A 16,815-nucleotide genomic window follows, 5' to 3' on the forward strand; every position below is an offset into this window, starting at 1 on the left:
CAATCAAAGCCGACGGAGCTAACGCAACGTGTTGCGATAGAGCAAGCAACTGGCGGCACCATCTGGCGTATGTCTTACCTGTTGCAAATGTCTGCTTTTAGCGTACAATTGCAACATGAGCTATTCGAATCACATTGCTGCTCTTAACGAGCTTTCATCATCGGAGGGAGTATTTACCACCGCCCAAGCGGGGCGGCTTGGCATTACTCGCAATGCGCTCTCTCAGGCTGTCGCATCAGGCCGTGCGGAGCGCATCGCTCATGGAGCTTACAAGCTGTCTGGCTCGCAGAGTGATTGTACTGATGAGCTAGCGGCCATCTGGAAGCTTACTAATCCTCCTCGATTTAGTCACGAACGCATGCAGATGGCAGCGTGGGATGGTATTGCCATCGGAGGATCGACTGCAGCGAGTTTGCTGGAGATTGGAGACTTTTATCTCTCACCCTATCGCATATACGCCCCAAAAAGGATCAACTCTCGGATCAGCTCGGCTTCCTTTGCCGTTAGAAGAATTGATAGGTTAGACATTGTCTGGATAAAGGGTCTACCTGTCACATGCCCTGAGCGTACGCTCATTGACCTTTGTATTGATAGTGAGGAGTGGTCTCTCGTTCGAGATGCGATGCATGACGTCGAGAGAATAAACAACAGACGTTTGATTCAGATTGTCGCATCGCTTCCTGACCGCAAAGACATGAGAAATCGTCTCACTCCTATACGTGAGTATCTGAGCGATCATTGTGCAAAGGAGTGCCGATGAGATACAAAACCCCTGCCGCACTCGAGATGGCTGTCAAGGCTGCAGCGAGGGCAGTCCGAATGGACACAAGCCGTGCGATTACTGGCTTTTACTTTCATAGGCTGTTATGTCGGATTTTCAATGACCCGGCGAGACGATTCGTGCTGAAAGGCGGTCAAAGCATGCTGGCGCGAACCGTCGATGCACGTGCGACGCGCGACATTGATCTAGTCTACCGGGAACGTTCGCTTGATGCAGCTCTAAAGGATCTGACTAAGCTCGCATCGCAGGATATTGGCGACTATATGACGTTCATATTTACTTCTGCGACACCCATAAAGCTTGATGACGAGTATCGATCTGGCCTCAGCGTCACGTTTCAGCCGATGCTTGGAGCAAGACCCTTGCAGCTGATATCGATTGACCTCGTCGTAGATGAAGTGCCTCTCGAATGCGTTGAAACTATCACTCCTGCTGACAGGCTTGCGATTGAGGGCCTCATGGAGTGCGACTACCTTGTGTACCCGGTTGAGGTCGCACTTGCCGACAAGATGTGCGCTCTGATTGAAATGCATGACGGTAGACCTTCATCTCGCGTTAAGGATTTGGTAGACATCGTCATCTATGCCATCACATGTAGGGTGGATGGAAGGATGCTAGAAGAACGGATGAAGCGCGAGGCAGCTGTTCGGAAGATTACACTCCCCAATACCTTCGGAATTCCGGAAGAGTGGGTCGGCTCCCGCGAAAGGCAGTTCACGAAGTTATGCTCACAGACGGGACTGATTGGTATTTCGACAATCGCTGATGCGATGGATCTTGCCAGCAAGTTACTTGATCCAGTCCTCACCGCCGCTGCCGAAGGAATGGTTTGGAACCCCGATGCAGCAAAGTGGGAAGCCAAGGCTGACAGAACGTGTTGAGTGGATGAGATCTGACTGATGTCGATTGAGAATCAGTCGGGATCAAAAATTACCCTGCTATTGAATTTCAAGGAATTAACGGTGACTCGGTGGCTTGTGATCTTGAAAGTGAACCTTGATTAAGGTTGATGTCAAACGCGAATCATCTGTTATACTCTTCTGCGCTGTCCCCATCGTCTAGAGGCCTAGGACGTCGCCCTTTCAAGGCGAAGATCACGGGTTCGAATCCCGTTGGGGGCACCACCTTTTTGAGGTCGGGGCGAACTTGAGACGCTGGAGCGCGTACAGGTTCGCCCTTTTCGCATCATAGTTACGCGTTAGATAGTGCATCAGAGGAGCCAGGATTAACGGAAGCCTGCCGTTCCATATCTTGGCGGATAAGCGCTTTAAGATAACCCTGCTTATTCGGCTGGTTTTCCATCCACTGAGCTATGTCGCTATCAGTTGGATAAAGCCTAATAACAACAGTTGTTGTATGTTTCTTCCGGTATCGAGCATCTGCTCTACGCTGTGCTTCTGTTTGTGCCATAAATAACGCCCCTTTCGGTTAGCTCTATGAGAACCCCTACAACAATAACAATGACAACCCATTTTACCGTAGGCGTTATAAACGATAAGAAGGCTCATGCAATATGGGCAGAGCGCACGAGTGCAGCTATTATGAAAGGAAGCCGAAACGAAGCAAGAGATCAAAGCCTACTTATGATTGGGGCTGATGCAACGTGAAATACGATGTTGATTACGATTTCGTGTTCGAGGAAGACGAATTTGGCACCCCAAAGCTTCCCGATAATGTGAGCTGGCGCGGGAATCTGTGCGTACTGCCGAATGGTCGATATCTGCCGCCCGGTCTTTACCGTACAGCGGATGGCGGTGACCTCATTTACGAACCACGCGAACTAAGCCCGTTCGCGGAAATGCTTGCGCAGTTCAATAGGTAATTACAAAATAAAGGCTCCCACGAGGAGCCTTTTTTATGGCGAAAGGAGGCCATGGGAAGCACTGTGCGCGAGCTCAGCGTGAATGAACGCTGGCATCGTAATGCCATACGCACCACCTTTGATGCCATAAATACCTATGAATGAGCTGGTGCATCAGAGGAGCCGGAGTTGGCGGAAGCCTGACGGTTCATATCCTCGCGGATAAGCCCGCGAATATATGCCTGTTTGTTCTCCTGTGCGCTATACCACTCCCAGATATCCATATCGGCAGGGTAAAACACCGTATGCGCCGCACGAGTCTTTTCACGCCGATATTTTTCAGTTGCGCGGCGCTGTGCATCTGATACAGCCATTAGCAGTGCTCCTTTCGATCAATTCGTGCAAGGATCTCCATAACGAAAAACATGACAATCCATTTGAGCGAAGCGTGAATGATTTCCATGATGTTCCCTTCTGGATATAATTCCCTCGTGAGGCGCGGTTTCTACGCCCCTCCTACTGGTTACCGCTTAAAGTGCTGCACTCACTTTGGACGGTTCCTCATCTTCGGCTTATGTTTCTAAAAGTATACGTGTCAATGTACTCTTAAAGCTAGCCGATCGTGCAAAGCCTTTGTACTTAAGGAACGAATATGATTACCTTTAATGAAGCGAAAGAAAAAGCAAAAAAGTTGTTTCCCTCTGCTAATTACTTTTCCGAATATGAAGATGCCTTTGTTTTCTCTGACTATGAAGATTGCAGCATTGGAGGATCTAGTCCTCTTGTCGTGTTGAAAAGCTCAGGAGATTGCATAAATTACATTGCATACACTTCTGGACATAATGAGCTCGTTACGATTGAGGAAGGCTATATTTCAGCCGTTGGCTAACTGATGTAAGCACGCTTTCACGTACGGATCCGCAGGATCCTCACATACAGATCCGTATTTCTTGCAGCGCCAGCACCAAGGCATCAACGGCACGCCAGTGCGCGTTAACGACATGCCAGAGCACAGCGCCAGCGCACCCAAGCATCGACGCTACGCCAGCACCGAAGCATCAGCGGCAGCCCAGCACGCGCTAGCAGCACGCCAGCGCGCTCAGCCCTCTACACTACACGTAAAAGAGAATGTCGTCGTAGGTTGGAACAGGCCAGTAATCGGCAGCAACAATCTCTTCCATTGCATCAACGGTCTCACGAAGCCGTGCCATTGCAGCCGATACCTCATGAGCATAGCAATTGGCCTGAAGCTGGGCGTCCGCCTGGGACTGAGCCTCTGCATGGCGCTTTTCAAGCGCGCAGATTGCCTCATTGATCTCGGTAATGCCCGCGCAAAGCTCGTTTAAGGTATTTTGCTCCCACTGCATAGCGGCCTCAGCACCAGCAGCGCGAATTGCCTCAAGACCACGGGCAACCTTGGTTGCATACGCCGTAATCACCGGCCGATAGGTGCGACGTGCCTCGCGAATCATGGTCGTCGCCTCAATATTCATAAGCTTGTTGTACTTCTCAAGCTTGCAGTCATACCTACAAACTGCCTCGGAACGGCTTAAGACGCCCATCTCTTCAAATAAGGCAATGTTTTTCTCAGCCACCATGGCAGGAAGCGCATCTGCGGTCGTGCGGCAATTGGAAAGCCCGCGCCGAGCTGCCTCCTCATGCCATGCCTCGTTATAGCCATCGCCCGAGAAGAGAATGCGGCGGTGTGCCAGCAACGAGCGCTTACAATACTCAAGCGCTGCCTCAGGAAAACGCTCTGCCTCAACGGCTTCCAAAGCGTCAGCAATGCCCTTCAAGGCCTTTGCAACCGCCGTATCAAGGATCATATTCGCGTCAGATACATTTGCTTCAGCGCCCACCGAGCGGAACTCAAACTTATTACCCGTAAAAGCAAAGGGGCTTGTACGGTTGCGATCTGTATTATCGCGCTCAAGCTTGGGCAGGGTATTTGCTCCAAGATCTAACACGCCATGGGTTGCATGCACCGAGGCCTTGCCATCCATAATGTTTTGCACAACCTCGGTGAGCTGGTTGCCCAAAAAGATCGACATAATTGCCGGCGGTGCCTCATGAGCGCCCAAGCGGTGATCGTTTCCGCAGCTTGCAGCAGACAAGCGCAAGAGATCCTGATACTCATCCACAGCCTCAATAACTGCCGTCAAAAAGACCACGAACTGTAAGTTCTCAAGCGGTGTATCGCCCGGATCAAGCAGATTCTCGTCCTCTGTGCCAAGCGACCAGTTATTGTGCTTACCCGAACCATTGATGCCTGCGAACGGCTTCTCATGCAAGAGACACACCAAATCATGGCGCGAAGCAACGAGTTTCATCTTCTCCATCACGAGAAGATTGTTGTCCACTGCCTCATTAACCTCGCTATACACCGGTGCCAACTCATGCTGACACGGTGCCACCTCGTTGTGCTCAGTCTTCGATGGAATACCAAGCGCCCAAAGCTCATCATCCAGGTCTTTCATATATGCAGAGACCGTTGGACGGATTGCTCCAAAATAATGTTCCTCAAGCTCTTGGCCCTTGCACGGCGAGGCACCAAAGAGCGTGCGACCACAAATGACCAAATCGCGGCGGGCTCGATAGGCTTCTTTTTTAATGAGGAAGTATTCCTGCTCATCGCCAACTGAGGGAACGACGCGCTTGGGATACTTTCCAAAAAGAGCAAGCACCCGCTTTGCCTGTGTGTCAATCGCAGTCATAGAACGCAAGAGCGGCGTTTTTTTATCAAGCGCCTCTCCGGTATAGCTACAAAAAGCGGTAGGAACGCAGAGTACCTCGTCCTTTACGAAAGCCGGGCTCGTCGCATCCCAGATGGTATAGCCACGCGCCTCAAAGGTGGCACGCAAGCCGCCATTTGGAAAGCTGGACGCATCTGGCTCGCCCTGTACGAGCGCCTTACCAGAAAACTTAGTAATGGCTGTTCCGTCTCCCACCGGCTCAAGAAAGCTATCGTGCTTCTCTGAGGTAATGCCTGAGAGCGGCTGAAACCAGTGAGCATAGTGCGTAGCTCCCCGTTCAAGCGCCCACTCTTTCATGGCATGCGCCACCGCATTTGCTACATCAAGATCGAGGGGCTCACCCTCCTCAAGCGTTGCCGCCAGCCTGCGATGTACATCTTTTGGCAAACGCTTTTTCATTACCGCGTCTGAGAAAACCTCGGTTCCATAGCGATCCGTAAGGTCAGCCATGAAAAACTCCCTTCGTGGGTCTTTCTGCGGAGATGCTGCCAGCACCTGACAGCATACGTTCACGTAGCGTAAAGGGACTCTGTTACACCTGTGTTAATAGGTGGCAACACACCATAACACTTTGGCACACAAGCATTGTACCGTGCAGCACGCACTGTATGAGTATGTCGTTCAAACACCAAAACGGGACAAGGTGCTCAGGCATCCTATACAACAAAGAACGCCTCGATACACCCTCCACTCCCCGCCTTCCGAGCTTCCCAACAAGCTACACGTACAACAAATACCTGTTAACACATTGTCTTTGCCCCATTAAAGGAGCTCTCGCGGTAGAATCGAGCAAGACGCAAGCACAGAGGCGCAAAGAGAGGTACTGATGTCGATCACACCGCAAGAAATTGCTGAGACACGTGGCATGGTTCGTGAGCAAAATCTCGATATTCGCACCATCACCATGGGAATCTCACTCATGGGCTGCGCTGATGAAGACCTCAAACGCATGTGCACCAAGGTATATGACCGGGTAACCCAAACCGCCGAGCATCTCGTCTCTACCGCCGCTGACCTTGAGCGTGAATATGGCATTCCTATTGTGAACAAGCGTGTATCGGTAACACCCGTAGCCCAGATTGCTGCTGCCTGTAAGGATGTTGACCTCACACCTCTTGCTCATACGCTTGATAAAGCTGCTGCAACCCTTGGTATTGATTATTTGGGAGGCTACTCAGCGCTCGTGCAGAAGGGCATTGGAGATGCTGATCGTCGCCTCATTGCATGCATTCCTGAAGCCCTTGCTGCTACAAGCCGCGTCTGCTCGAGTCTCAATGTTGCAAGCCTTCGGGCAGGTATCAATATGGATGCCGTCTTACTTGCTGCCCGCACCATTCGCCGTGCAGCAGAGCTCACGGCAGATGAGGACTCCGTCGGTGCCTCCAAGTTTGTTGTATTTGCCAATATGGTGGAAGACTCCCCCTTCATGGCTGGAGCCGTACATGGCAGCGGAGAGGCCGACGCCGTCATTAACGTTGGCGTTTCTGGTCCTGGCGTTATGGCTGCTGCCTTGGCAGAGCTTTCTGATGAAGCTGACATGATGGAGGTTGCCGAGCGCATCAAGCAAACTGCCTTTAAGATCACGCGCGCCGGTGAGCTTATGAGCCGCGAAGCTGCCCGGCGCTTAGGCGTAGAAAAAGGCATTGTCGATCTTTCGCTCGCCCCCACTCCGGCGGTTGGAGACTCAGTGGCACGTATTTTGGAGATCATCGGTGTTGGACGCTGCGGTGGCCCGGGAACAACGGCGGCGCTTGCTCTCTTGAACGACTGCGTTAAAAAGGGCGGCGTCATGGCAAGCTCGAGCGTGGGCGGCCTCTCTGGTGCCTTCATTCCCGTCTCAGAAGATGCGGGCATGATTGAGGCGGCAGAGGCAGGAGCGTTGACTTTAGAAAAACTTGAAGCCATGACCTGCGTGTGCTCGGTTGGCCTGGATATGATTGCGATCCCAGGAGATACGTCGGTAGAGGCCATCGCTGGCATCATTGCCGATGAGATGGCCATTGGCGTGATCAACAATAAGACCACTGCGGTGCGTATTATCCCGGCCATTGGCAAGCAAGAGGGTGAGGCGGTGGAATACGGCGGGCTTTTTGGTCGCGCCCCGGTTATGCACGTGAATCCTCACGCCGGTACCGTTCTTGCCCACCGTGGCGGCCGATTCCCCGCACCACTGAACTCGCTTAAGAACTAGCGGGCTCTTTTGTTACGGCGGCACATACAAAGGCAGTGACCGGCACACAGGCTATCACCGCAATGCCGCCGACAAAACTATGTAAAAGCTCAACTGCCATATAGTCAGATGAGATGAGTTGCGCCATATCAACGCCATAGGCCATGAGTACGAGCATGGAGGTCAGACTCGACCCGGTAAATGCCAAAATCAAAGTCTGGCACATGGTGCCGATCATATCTCTTCCCATATTAAAGGCAGAGGTCACCATCTGAGTTCGGCTGAGCGTTGGGTGCTGATCTTTCAGCTCAAACAAAGCCGTTGCGATTGACATACACATATCCATCACCGCGCCGAGTGAGGCTACCAACACCCCTACAAACAAGGTTGCCTGCACATCAAGACCTGTGGTTTGGGCAATGAGGATCAGCTCCTCTGCATCCCCTTTATTAAACCCACTAACCACAAGAATGGATGAGAAGAGCACATAGACTCCAGCGGCAACTGCCATTCCAAGAACGGTTGATCCAATGGCAGCATAGGTTTTTGGACTCCAACCATTGAGCAAGAGCATGGAGAAGATCGTAATGATGATCATGACAGCCAGACCGGCAGGCACCGCAGGAATGCCCGAAAACACGGCAGGTACCAGCAACAAAATAATCATCAGCATGGCAAAGGCCAAACCGATCATGGATCGCAGCCCTTTGAGACCACCTACCACCACCATGCAAAGAGCAAAGAGTCCAAATACAAGCGCGCTTTTTCCCATCCGATCATAATTAAAGACAGAATAGTAGGGAGCAATCCCTTCTTGGCGCTCTGCCTTAATTATCACGCGCTCACCAACACGACCTAACACATTATGATCAGCAGAAAGGCTATTCTCCGCTAAGACCGTCTCGCCAGCTCCCATGCCTGTTTCTAGGCGAACCTCCAGAACCTGATGGCCTAAGAAACGATTCGTCCCCTCCTCACGATCGAGATGCTCCTCTTGTACACGCACGATTGTTGCCTCTGGATAGGTAATGCCGTTGGCAGTAAGCATCGTAAATGAGGTATCACGCGTTGAAGCAAACCAGAGCGATCCTGCAATCACTGCAAGCATGAGCAAAACGGTCAACAGGTCACGACGGTGGGAGATGAGTCGATCTTTCACAACAGCTTCCTTTATATGAGGAGAACGAATAGGCGAAGCTCTACGAGGAGCAGATAACGAGACAGAGAGCCACACTGTGAAGCAATGGATCTCCGCACACATCGCTGTGCGCAACATGCATGGCAGCCAGTTGGGGTTGTGTTTGGTGCCAAGCGATGAGCTTCAGTGCGGACGAGCAGTACATGATGGTCGGAGCACCGTACTCCGTAGAAAAGACAGGCAGGCTGCCGGCCGAACGGGAGAGCGCGCCGCCGATGAAAAGGTCAGTCGGCGACGCGCAAACACGTTGATGCAAGCGCAAAAGCAAGCGTTGCGAATTACAACAAGACCTGCACCTTATGAGCGGCGAGTGTGCTTATAGGTAGCCGCAGCTCCCAGCAAAACTGATGCCACCAGAGCAACGGGAGCATAGACCGCAGAAACATCACCGGTCTGAGGCATCTTGCGTGCTGGCTTGCTCGGGCGAGCACCGGGCTTTTGACCGGTTCCAGCGCCGTTGCCGGTTCCTGTGCCTGTACCGGTTCCAGTGCCAGTGCCTGTGCCCGTGTCGGCTCCTGTACCAGCGCCTGTGCCAGTTCCAGCTCCAGTGCTGTTACCGGTTCCCGTACCTGTGCCGGTTCCGGTATCCTTACCATCTCCAGTACCCGTGCCCGCACCGGTATCCGTGTCAGCAGCCTTCACAACCTCGACCGTCAGGCTCAGCTCAGCTGTTTGCCCGTAGGCATCCTGAGCGGTAAACGCAAGCTTCCACGTACCAGGCTTAGACGTATCAACTGCCTGCTGGGTCTGACCTGCCGGATCAGTAATTACCACCGAAGGCGTCAAAGCCTCTCCCCGGCTATCTTGGGCACGTACATGATCCAGCGGATTGAATGGTTTACCGACCGTCGTCTGAACCTTCTCCCCAGCCTCGACCGGCGCAATCGTGGGCTTGGCCGCCCGAACGATCGTAAAGAAGTCCATCTTCTCCAGGGCATCCCCGCTGGAGTAATAGGTGTTGAGGGTAACGGAATCAGGGGTAACTGCCACATCGGTAATTGAGGGACGGCGGCTCTGATCCTGAGCGGCTGCATAGCTTGGCAAACCATTAGCAAGCTGGCTATTCAACTTGTAATACTTAGAGCCCGATGCTGAGTTAGCCGTGAGATACAAGATCTGTCCGCGCTTAGGGTTGATCGCCTCAGCCGGTGCAGGCTCACCCTTAGAAATATCGTGGCCTTGCGGAATCACCGGGTTTGCACCCTCCATGAGGTAGGTGCGGGTGAAATAGTGATCATGACCCATGAGCACAACGTCGATACCTAAATCGGTAAAGATGCGCGAGAGCTCGCCACAGCGCTGGATAATGTCACCGTCTGAATAGTGCGTTGCCAGTGAGAAAATCGCATGATGAAAGACTACAAACTTCCAGGTAGCATTGGGGTTCGCCTGGATCGCCTTCTCCATAAACGCCTTGTGCTCAGAAGTCGTCCGATTGTTTGAGTTAATCATCATGAACAGCGCACCGTTATAGGTGTACCAATAGTCGCCCGACTGCTCACCGGTATTGTTCGAGGTACCCAGTGCATCGACATTGGGCATATTGTTGTACTCGGTATAGCGCAGATCTCCCGCATCGTGGTTGCCCACCGTCGTTGCCTGAGGCATCGACTTAAGCACAAGCGGGCTATAGTAGCCATCGTATTCGCGCTCAATGGTGCGGCGGTTGATCTGGTCTCCGCCAGATACTAAAAACTCAGCGTTGAGCGAACGAGACAGCTCCAAGGTCTGATTCCAACCCCGGGTATCGTTATCAGCATCTCCACTTGCGCCAATTTGAGGGTCGCCAGCAAAGAGAAAGTTGAACGGCTTGTTTTTGCCTTCGCTCTCGGTATTGAACTCATGGGTATCAGACCATTTTGCATCGTTTCCAACCTGATAGACATAAGTCTTTCCCGGCTCAAGGTCATCTACCACTGCCTTATTGGACTGATAGCCAGCGCGTGTAGCAGAAGCTTGTACTGCTGGAACCGAGTGCACACCCTCAGTGGGGAAGGTTGTTTGCGCGCCTTGTGGCTTCTCGGCAATTTGAACAAACGAAGGCGCATTGGAAGTGCCTAACCAATTAAAACGACGCTGAGCCTCAGTGCCACCTACCGCAAGTTCAAGAGCCTGAATATCAGCCTCGCGCTTGCCTACATTCAGGGTCAAACGCTTAAGATCAAAGTAGATATCTGAGCTCTCAGCGCGTCCTTGGTGAAGCTCAACAGAGATCACATTGCCGCTGGCCTTGAGCGCCAAACGATCCACATCAGCAAAGGCAATCTGAGCTTCTTTAGGTTCAGAGGCATTCGATCCACCATAGCCCTCTACGTCAAAAGAGCCCTCAGCGTCATCTCCGCCAGCAATCCTTACACCATTGATATAGATCGTCGCAGCGTCATCATATACAAAGGCACCGCTCAAAGAACGAACAGCGGAAGGATCCTCTACCGAAAACGTTGTACGGAAATAGTAGACCGGAATGGCCTTACCATCAGCACCATTCACGTAGTGGTGCAACAAAACTGTTGGCGTATGACCGCCACCCAGATCGGCAAGAGCACCGCGCTTTGCACCAAAGCTTCCACGGCCAGTCTTCCACGCGCCGTCAGTCACCTCTGCAGAGGTTTTCCAGCCATCGGCAGGTGGCGTATTGTCGTCTCTGTACTGCCACTCAGTTGTTCCCGATACCACCACATCTGCATTGGCGGCTCGAGCATCTACCGCGCTTGGGCGCACAAAGCCAGCCCAAACAAAGGTAGCAATGAGTGCGAGGACGGAGGCTAGCATCAGTGCCCACGCCCTTCTCGATCGACGACACCCATCAAGCTTTTGCATGACGTGTTCCATATCCGTCCTCTCAAATTGTGAGTTTCCCTCTTAAGACACGTCCCGATCGATAAGGACGCGCTTGCCGCAAGCCATGATAAAAATGGCAAATCAGCTGAGAGATTGTTGGAGGTAAGCTCTTTGTATGGAGTCAATCAAGGGCGAGGTGAGGGCACAAAAACGGACGGGCGCTCAGATTGCAATCGGTGCAGAAGGGCGAACAACTTGAGGCACCCCTTGAGATGGAGCAAACAGCACATCCTCAAACGTCGTGTGCGGCAGCAGCGTGCGGACAATACGCACTGATTACCAACCGCCTTGCCTGATAAACTATGACGAGCAAACAATGGAAAGGACGCACCATGGCGCTTTCAGGAAAACAAATTCGGCATCTTAGAAGCCTTGCCCACCACCTCAATCCAGTCGTTTTGATTGGAAAGGCCGGAGTAACTTCAGGAACCACTCAACAAGCATCAGAAGGGCTCGAAGCGCATGAGCTCATTAAGTGCGGTGTGCAGGATGGATGCGACCAGACTGCGACAGAGGTCGCCCATGAACTTGCCGAGCTTGTGGGCGCTGAGGTTGTGCAGGTCATTGGACACCGCTTTTCGCTCTACCGTCCGAGCAAGAAAAAGGACATCGAGCATATCAAGCTGCCTCAATAGATTCACTCATCGCAGGTGCCCCTGCTCTTAGCCATGCAAAAAGCGCCCCATTAGAAGCCGTGGCTCCTTAATGGGGCGCTGGTGTGGCGATCTCAAACGAGAAAACTTACCCCGTATTTTGCAAGCCCGCAGAAACGCCGGTTACGGTTGCAAGGATGAGATCGAGGTATTCGGCCTTCGCCTCCTCAGAGAGGTCATCCTGGCGCACGCGAACCTCGCGCAGAGTTCGTACCTGCGTGAGCGAAAGGGCATCTACGTAGGGATTTCTGAGGCGCACGGCACGACCCAGAACACGCCGGTGCTCAAGCGGCCATTCATCTCCCACAATAGCCAAGGTCCAAGCGCGTGTGAGCTGCATCTCGCGATAGACCTTCTCGGTCAGATCCGGTCGGTCGCCCAAGGCCAGATACATCTTGGCAATGCGCAGGTCAGTCTTTGCGATCGACATCTCAATATTGTCAATAAAGGTGGTAAAGAGCGGCCACTCGCGATAGGCACGACGCAAAAGATCAAGGTCATCTAAGACCTCGCATGCGCTGCCCAAGCCATACCACGCCGCAAGGTTAATGCGAGCCTGGCTCCAACTAAAGACCCAAGGAATCGTGCGCAGGTCATCCAAGGACTTCGCACCCAGACCGCGCTTGGCAGGTCTGCTACCAATCGGCAAAAGACCGACCTCGGTCAAGGGTGTAACCGTGCTAAACCAAGGCGTAAAGTCTTCGGTATGCAAAAGATCGAGGAATGCCGCGTGAGAAGCATCGGACAGCGAGGCGGCCATCGAGCTATACGCCTGAGTCATCTCAGTGTTGATGCGCTCAACCGAAGGAGCGCTGGTCAGCAAGGTTGCTGCGGCAACGCTTTCGACATGGCGCTTTGCTAGCTCAATATTGCCATAGCGAGCAAAGATAACCTCACCTTGCTCAGTCAGCTTAAAGCAGCCATTCACCGATCCACGAGGCTGGGCGAGCACGGCACGGTTTGCCGGGCCACCACCTCTACCAACCGCACCACCGCGACCATGCATGAGTGTGAGATCGATGTGGTGGCGCTCAGCCCATGCAACAATACGCTCCTCAGCCGCGTGCAGGGCAAGGGTGGCCGTGGTAGGACCAGCATCTTTTGAGGAGTCAGAGTAGCCGAGCATGATCTCCATCTTGTTGCCCGTTTGCTCAAGACGCTTGGCAACAGCGGGCACCTTGAGCATATCTTCGAGGACATCAACGCAGCCCTCAAGATCTTCAAGCTGCTCAAAAAGGGGAACAACGTCGAGCTCAGGAACATCTTCGGCGTGAGCAAAGGCAAGACTTGCCAGCTCATACACATCGGCCACGTCTTGGGCGCTCTTAGTAAACGAGATGATATAGCGCCGAGCGGCCTTCGTGCCAAAACGACGTTGAATCATGCCGAGGGCGCGGAAGGTATCCAGCACCTCACGCGTCATAGGATTCAAGGCTCCCCGCTCGCCATTGCGACCGTGCTCTTTAATGTCTGCCAGCGCACGGGCGTGTACCACTGAGTGCTGACGGAACTCGGTCTCTACCATGTGGAAGCCAAAGGTCTCCACCTGCCAGATGATCGTTTGCACCGGGCCATAGGCCGCACGAACCGCACCAGCCTTGGCCAAGGAGCGCTGCACGACGCGAAGATCTGCCAAAAACTCGTCAGCATTGCGATACATCGTATCCGCCACACGGCGAACCGTAGCATTTAAGCGCTCAGCCATCACGAGCATAACTGCACGATGAAGCTCCGACGTAGAAATGAGCATGGCGCGAGACGTTAATACCTCGCTCATCTCTACCTGACGGCTCCAGAGTGCCACCAGCTCATCTGATGGCTTGGTGTAGCGAGCCTCAAGCGTGAGGTTTCGTCCCACACGACGGCATTTCTCTTCAAGCTTGGCAATCATATGAGCCGCATACACATGAGCAACCTGGCGGCTTACCCGCGCCGTTACATTGGGGTTGCCATCACGGTCAGTTCCAATCCAGCTCCCGAGCCTAAAAAATGCTGGACATACGGGAGGAACAGTTCCCGCACGATCGCCTAAGATCCAATCGTCAAAGCGGCGATACACCACCGGAATCGCATCAAACAGCGTGTGATCAAAGATGTCGATTACCGTATCTGCTTCCTCGACCGGCGTTGGCTTTTTGAGCTCAATGGGAGAGGTACGCACGAGCGCATCAATTTCTTGCAGGAGATGGCGCTCGTTTTCCATAAGCGATGTGCCGCCCAGCAAAGGCCGCTCCTCAAGCAGGCGAGCAATCCGGCGAATCTTGCCCTCAACTGCCTTGCGGCGTGCCTCGGTGGGGTGAGCCGTGAACACTGGATGGAACTCGAGCTTGCCCAAGAGCTCGAGCGCGCGCTCTTGGCCGACTTCCTTCACAAGTTGGTCAAAGGCAAGGGCGAGTTCATTGGTAGGATCGGGCGGCATCACGTCTCCGGCACCAATTTCAACTTCGCGCTCACGTGCCTTCAGCACGCTGACGCGGTAGTTTTCTTCAGAGAGATTGGCGAGGTGGAAAAATGACGTGAGGGCGCGAGTGAGCATCTGCGCATGATCCACATCAAGCGAATCGATCAGGGCAACAGCCTCACGAAAGGCGCGAACCTCTTCCCCATCTCCTGTTGGAATGCCTTCTGTATCCACAGCCTCAGCAACTGCCGCAGCGCCGGGGTTTCCCTCATTTGCAGTAACTACCTGAGCTAAGAGCTCATCAAACAGCTCTCGCACTTGAGAGTCGTACTCGTCGAGCACCTTGCGCTCCAGACGCAAAAAAAGCGCCAGATTATCGCGCAGACTCTCAGGGATATCGATCTCGGTGATCTCGGACAACGCGCTCCCCCTTTGATCGGTCTCAAAGCCGTTCCTATTATAGGGACGCGCGAGTGAGAGCGCTTTATTTAGCAAAAGTTTTTCGTTTGTTTTCATAAAATCGGCGAACGGAGGCTTGCGCGCGGCAGAAGAGCAATTCTTCGGCGAGCGGTTAGATTTCTAGCGCAAGCGGTGAGCAAAGGCAGCTCGCACAGAGAACGCCGGGCAAGCGGTGAGCGCGCTGAGGACACCGAGCGCACGGTGCAAGCTGAGCGGGCGCTGAGGGAGCCTCGCGAACGCCTGCTATACCTGAGCTAACAGATAGGCTGCAATTTCCTCGCGAGCTACCAGCTCTTCGGTTCGTGTCGTAAGATTTCGAACCTTCACCGATCCTGCAGCCAGCTCCTCCTCGCCAACAATCACCGCAAAGCGAACGCCCAGCTTATCTGCCTGCTTAAACTGACCCTTGAGCGAACGGCTCTGATAGTCTGCCTCCGTGCGAATGCCCGCACGACGAAGATCTAAACACACATCAAAGGCGTGGGTGCGCATATCAGCTCCAGTAGCAGCGACATAGACACCGAGCTCATCGGCAGGCGATACCATCGAAACACCCATGGCCTCAAGGGCAAGCAAAGCACGCTCAAAGCCAACGGCAAAGCCCACGCCCGGCGTCGGGCGTCCGCCTTCAATCTCAACAAGACCATCGTAGCGGCCACCGCCGCCAATCGAACCAACGCCTGCCCCGGGAACCTCAACCTCAAAGACCGTGCGGGTGTAATAATCCAGACCGCGCACCAGGCGAGGATCCTCAATATAGGCAATGCCTGCACGATCCAAATATGCCTTTACCTCGGCATAGTGGCTTGCACAATCCTCACACAGGCTTTCGGTAACAAGGGGCGCTGCCTGCATAACCTCGCGGCAGTGCTCATTTTTACAATCAAAGGCACGCAGCGGATTGATCTTTGCACGCACCAAGCACTCATCACACATCTCATCGGCATGATCGAAAATGAATGAGCGCACGCTTTCGCGATAGGCCGGACGGCACGCAGGATCGCCCATGCTATTGATCAGCAAGCGCAATTTTGAAAGATCAAAGCCCAGCTCACGATAGAAATCCATGAGCATAATGATGCACTCGGCATCAGCAGCAGGATCAGGCGCACCAATCCACTCAAGTCCAATCTGGTGGAACTGGCGAAGACGACCGCGCTGAGGTCGCTCACCGCGAAACATTGGCTCGGCATAATACACCTTAAGAGGAGCTGCTCCTTGAGGCACCAGGTTGTTTTCTACAACCGAGCGCACCACGCCAGCTGTGCCTTCTGGGCGCAAGGCCAGGCGCTGCTTGGGCTTGAGCGAGGCGTCTGAACCCTCAGCGAGCACACGCTCATAATTGGCTCCAGAAAAGACGCGAAACATTTCTTTGCGAACCACATCGGTTGACTCACCAATGCCATGGACAAACACATCAAGCTGCTCAATCGCGGGAGTCTCTACCTCATCAAAGCCATAGGGATGAAAGACGGCAGCTGCCGCCTCTTGCATGCGCGTCCACGCACGCATCTCATCTCCGATCAGATCCCGTGTACCTTCAGCTTTTTGTGCCCGCATGGCATACCTTTCTTCGTTATCGGCCGACCCACATTATACGTGTGGCATCGCTGCCGTCACCTTCAGCTGCATATACCCACGCTTTGTAACATGCTCAGGCGCCCCCGCGTGCATCCGCACACAGCTCGTCGCACATGGAAGCGGAAATGCAAAAGGCTAAGATGCACAGAGCAGCCCGCAGGTGAGCTGGAATGCGAA

12 protein-coding genes and 1 tRNA gene are annotated in these 16,815 nt (G+C 53.4%); 6 read left to right on the top strand and 7 right to left on the bottom strand.

Annotated elements, in window-relative coordinates; genetic code table 11:
* The first annotated feature begins 115 nt into the window (after positions 1-115).
* From K6V98_RS03615 to K6V98_RS03625, 3 genes are all read left to right on the top strand, one after another.
* Positions 116-760 carry a type IV toxin-antitoxin system AbiEi family antitoxin domain-containing protein gene (locus K6V98_RS03615; RefSeq protein WP_222199161.1) on the top strand — a complete coding sequence of 215 codons (645 nt, stop codon included), beginning with the start codon at positions 116-118 and terminating at the stop codon, positions 758-760.
* Positions 757-1,662, top strand: coding sequence for a nucleotidyl transferase AbiEii/AbiGii toxin family protein (locus tag K6V98_RS03620; protein WP_222199162.1), 906 nt, complete (start codon positions 757-759; stop codon positions 1,660-1,662). Before K6V98_RS03615 ends, K6V98_RS03620 begins: the two co-directional genes overlap by 4 nt.
* Positions 1,663-1,828: 166 nt before the next feature.
* A tRNA-Glu gene (locus K6V98_RS03625) sits at positions 1,829-1,905 on the top strand.
* 67 nt (positions 1,906-1,972) lie between these two features.
* On the opposite strand, the gene K6V98_RS03630 is transcribed toward K6V98_RS03625, so the two are convergent.
* Together K6V98_RS03630 and K6V98_RS03635 are read right to left on the bottom strand one after the other, a co-directional pair.
* On the bottom strand, positions 1,973-2,191 hold the full coding sequence (locus K6V98_RS03630; RefSeq protein ID WP_222199163.1) for a hypothetical protein: 219 nt from the start codon (positions 2,189-2,191) through the stop codon (positions 1,973-1,975).
* 546 nt (positions 2,192-2,737) lie between these two features.
* Positions 2,738-2,956 carry a hypothetical protein gene (locus K6V98_RS03635; RefSeq protein ID WP_222199164.1) on the bottom strand — a complete coding sequence of 73 codons (219 nt, stop codon included), beginning with the start codon at positions 2,954-2,956 and terminating at the stop codon, positions 2,738-2,740.
* A gap of 278 nt (positions 2,957-3,234) precedes the next feature.
* Between K6V98_RS03635 and K6V98_RS03640 the strand changes: the two genes are divergently transcribed.
* A complete protein-coding gene (locus tag K6V98_RS03640) occupies positions 3,235-3,471 on the top strand; it encodes a hypothetical protein (RefSeq protein ID WP_222199165.1) in 237 nt (78 codons plus the stop codon).
* A gap of 223 nt (positions 3,472-3,694) precedes the next feature.
* Here K6V98_RS03640 and K6V98_RS03645 read toward each other — a convergent pair whose 3' ends face one another.
* Positions 3,695-5,785: a glutamine synthetase III family protein gene (locus K6V98_RS03645; RefSeq protein WP_222199166.1), complete on the bottom strand. Its 2,091-nt coding sequence runs from the start codon at positions 5,783-5,785 to the stop codon at positions 3,695-3,697.
* Between the two features lie 376 nt (positions 5,786-6,161).
* Between K6V98_RS03645 and K6V98_RS03650 the strand changes: the two genes are divergently transcribed.
* Complete coding sequence (locus K6V98_RS03650; protein ID WP_222199167.1) at positions 6,162-7,526, top strand: PFL family protein; 1,365 nt, start codon at positions 6,162-6,164, stop codon at positions 7,524-7,526.
* Here K6V98_RS03650 and K6V98_RS03655 read toward each other — a convergent pair.
* Complete coding sequence (locus tag K6V98_RS03655) at positions 7,516-8,664, bottom strand: YibE/F family protein (protein WP_222199168.1); 1,149 nt, start codon at positions 8,662-8,664, stop codon at positions 7,516-7,518. The genes K6V98_RS03650 and K6V98_RS03655 overlap by 11 nt on opposite strands.
* Positions 8,665-9,000: 336 nt before the next feature.
* Entirely contained in the window at positions 9,001-11,535 is a 2,535-nt protein-coding gene (locus K6V98_RS03660) for a metallophosphoesterase (RefSeq protein WP_222199169.1), read from the bottom strand.
* Positions 11,536-11,876: 341 nt separating this feature from the next.
* Between K6V98_RS03660 and yhbY the strand changes: the two genes are divergently transcribed.
* A complete protein-coding gene (gene yhbY, locus K6V98_RS03665; RefSeq protein WP_222199170.1) occupies positions 11,877-12,179 on the top strand; it encodes a ribosome assembly RNA-binding protein YhbY in 303 nt (100 codons plus the stop codon).
* 106 nt (positions 12,180-12,285) lie between these two features.
* Here yhbY and K6V98_RS03670 read toward each other — a convergent pair whose 3' ends face one another.
* Positions 12,286-15,114 (bottom strand): phosphoenolpyruvate carboxylase, encoded by a 2,829-nt coding sequence (locus tag K6V98_RS03670; protein ID WP_222199171.1) that lies wholly within the window; start codon positions 15,112-15,114, stop codon positions 12,286-12,288.
* Between the two features lie 186 nt (positions 15,115-15,300).
* Complete coding sequence (gene hisS, locus K6V98_RS03675; RefSeq protein ID WP_222199172.1) at positions 15,301-16,617, bottom strand: histidine--tRNA ligase; 1,317 nt, start codon at positions 16,615-16,617, stop codon at positions 15,301-15,303.
* Positions 16,618-16,815: the final 198 nt, after the last annotated feature.

Source organism: Collinsella ureilytica, assembly GCF_019795105.1.
Lineage (GTDB): Bacteria > Actinomycetota > Coriobacteriia > Coriobacteriales > Coriobacteriaceae > Collinsella > Collinsella ureilytica.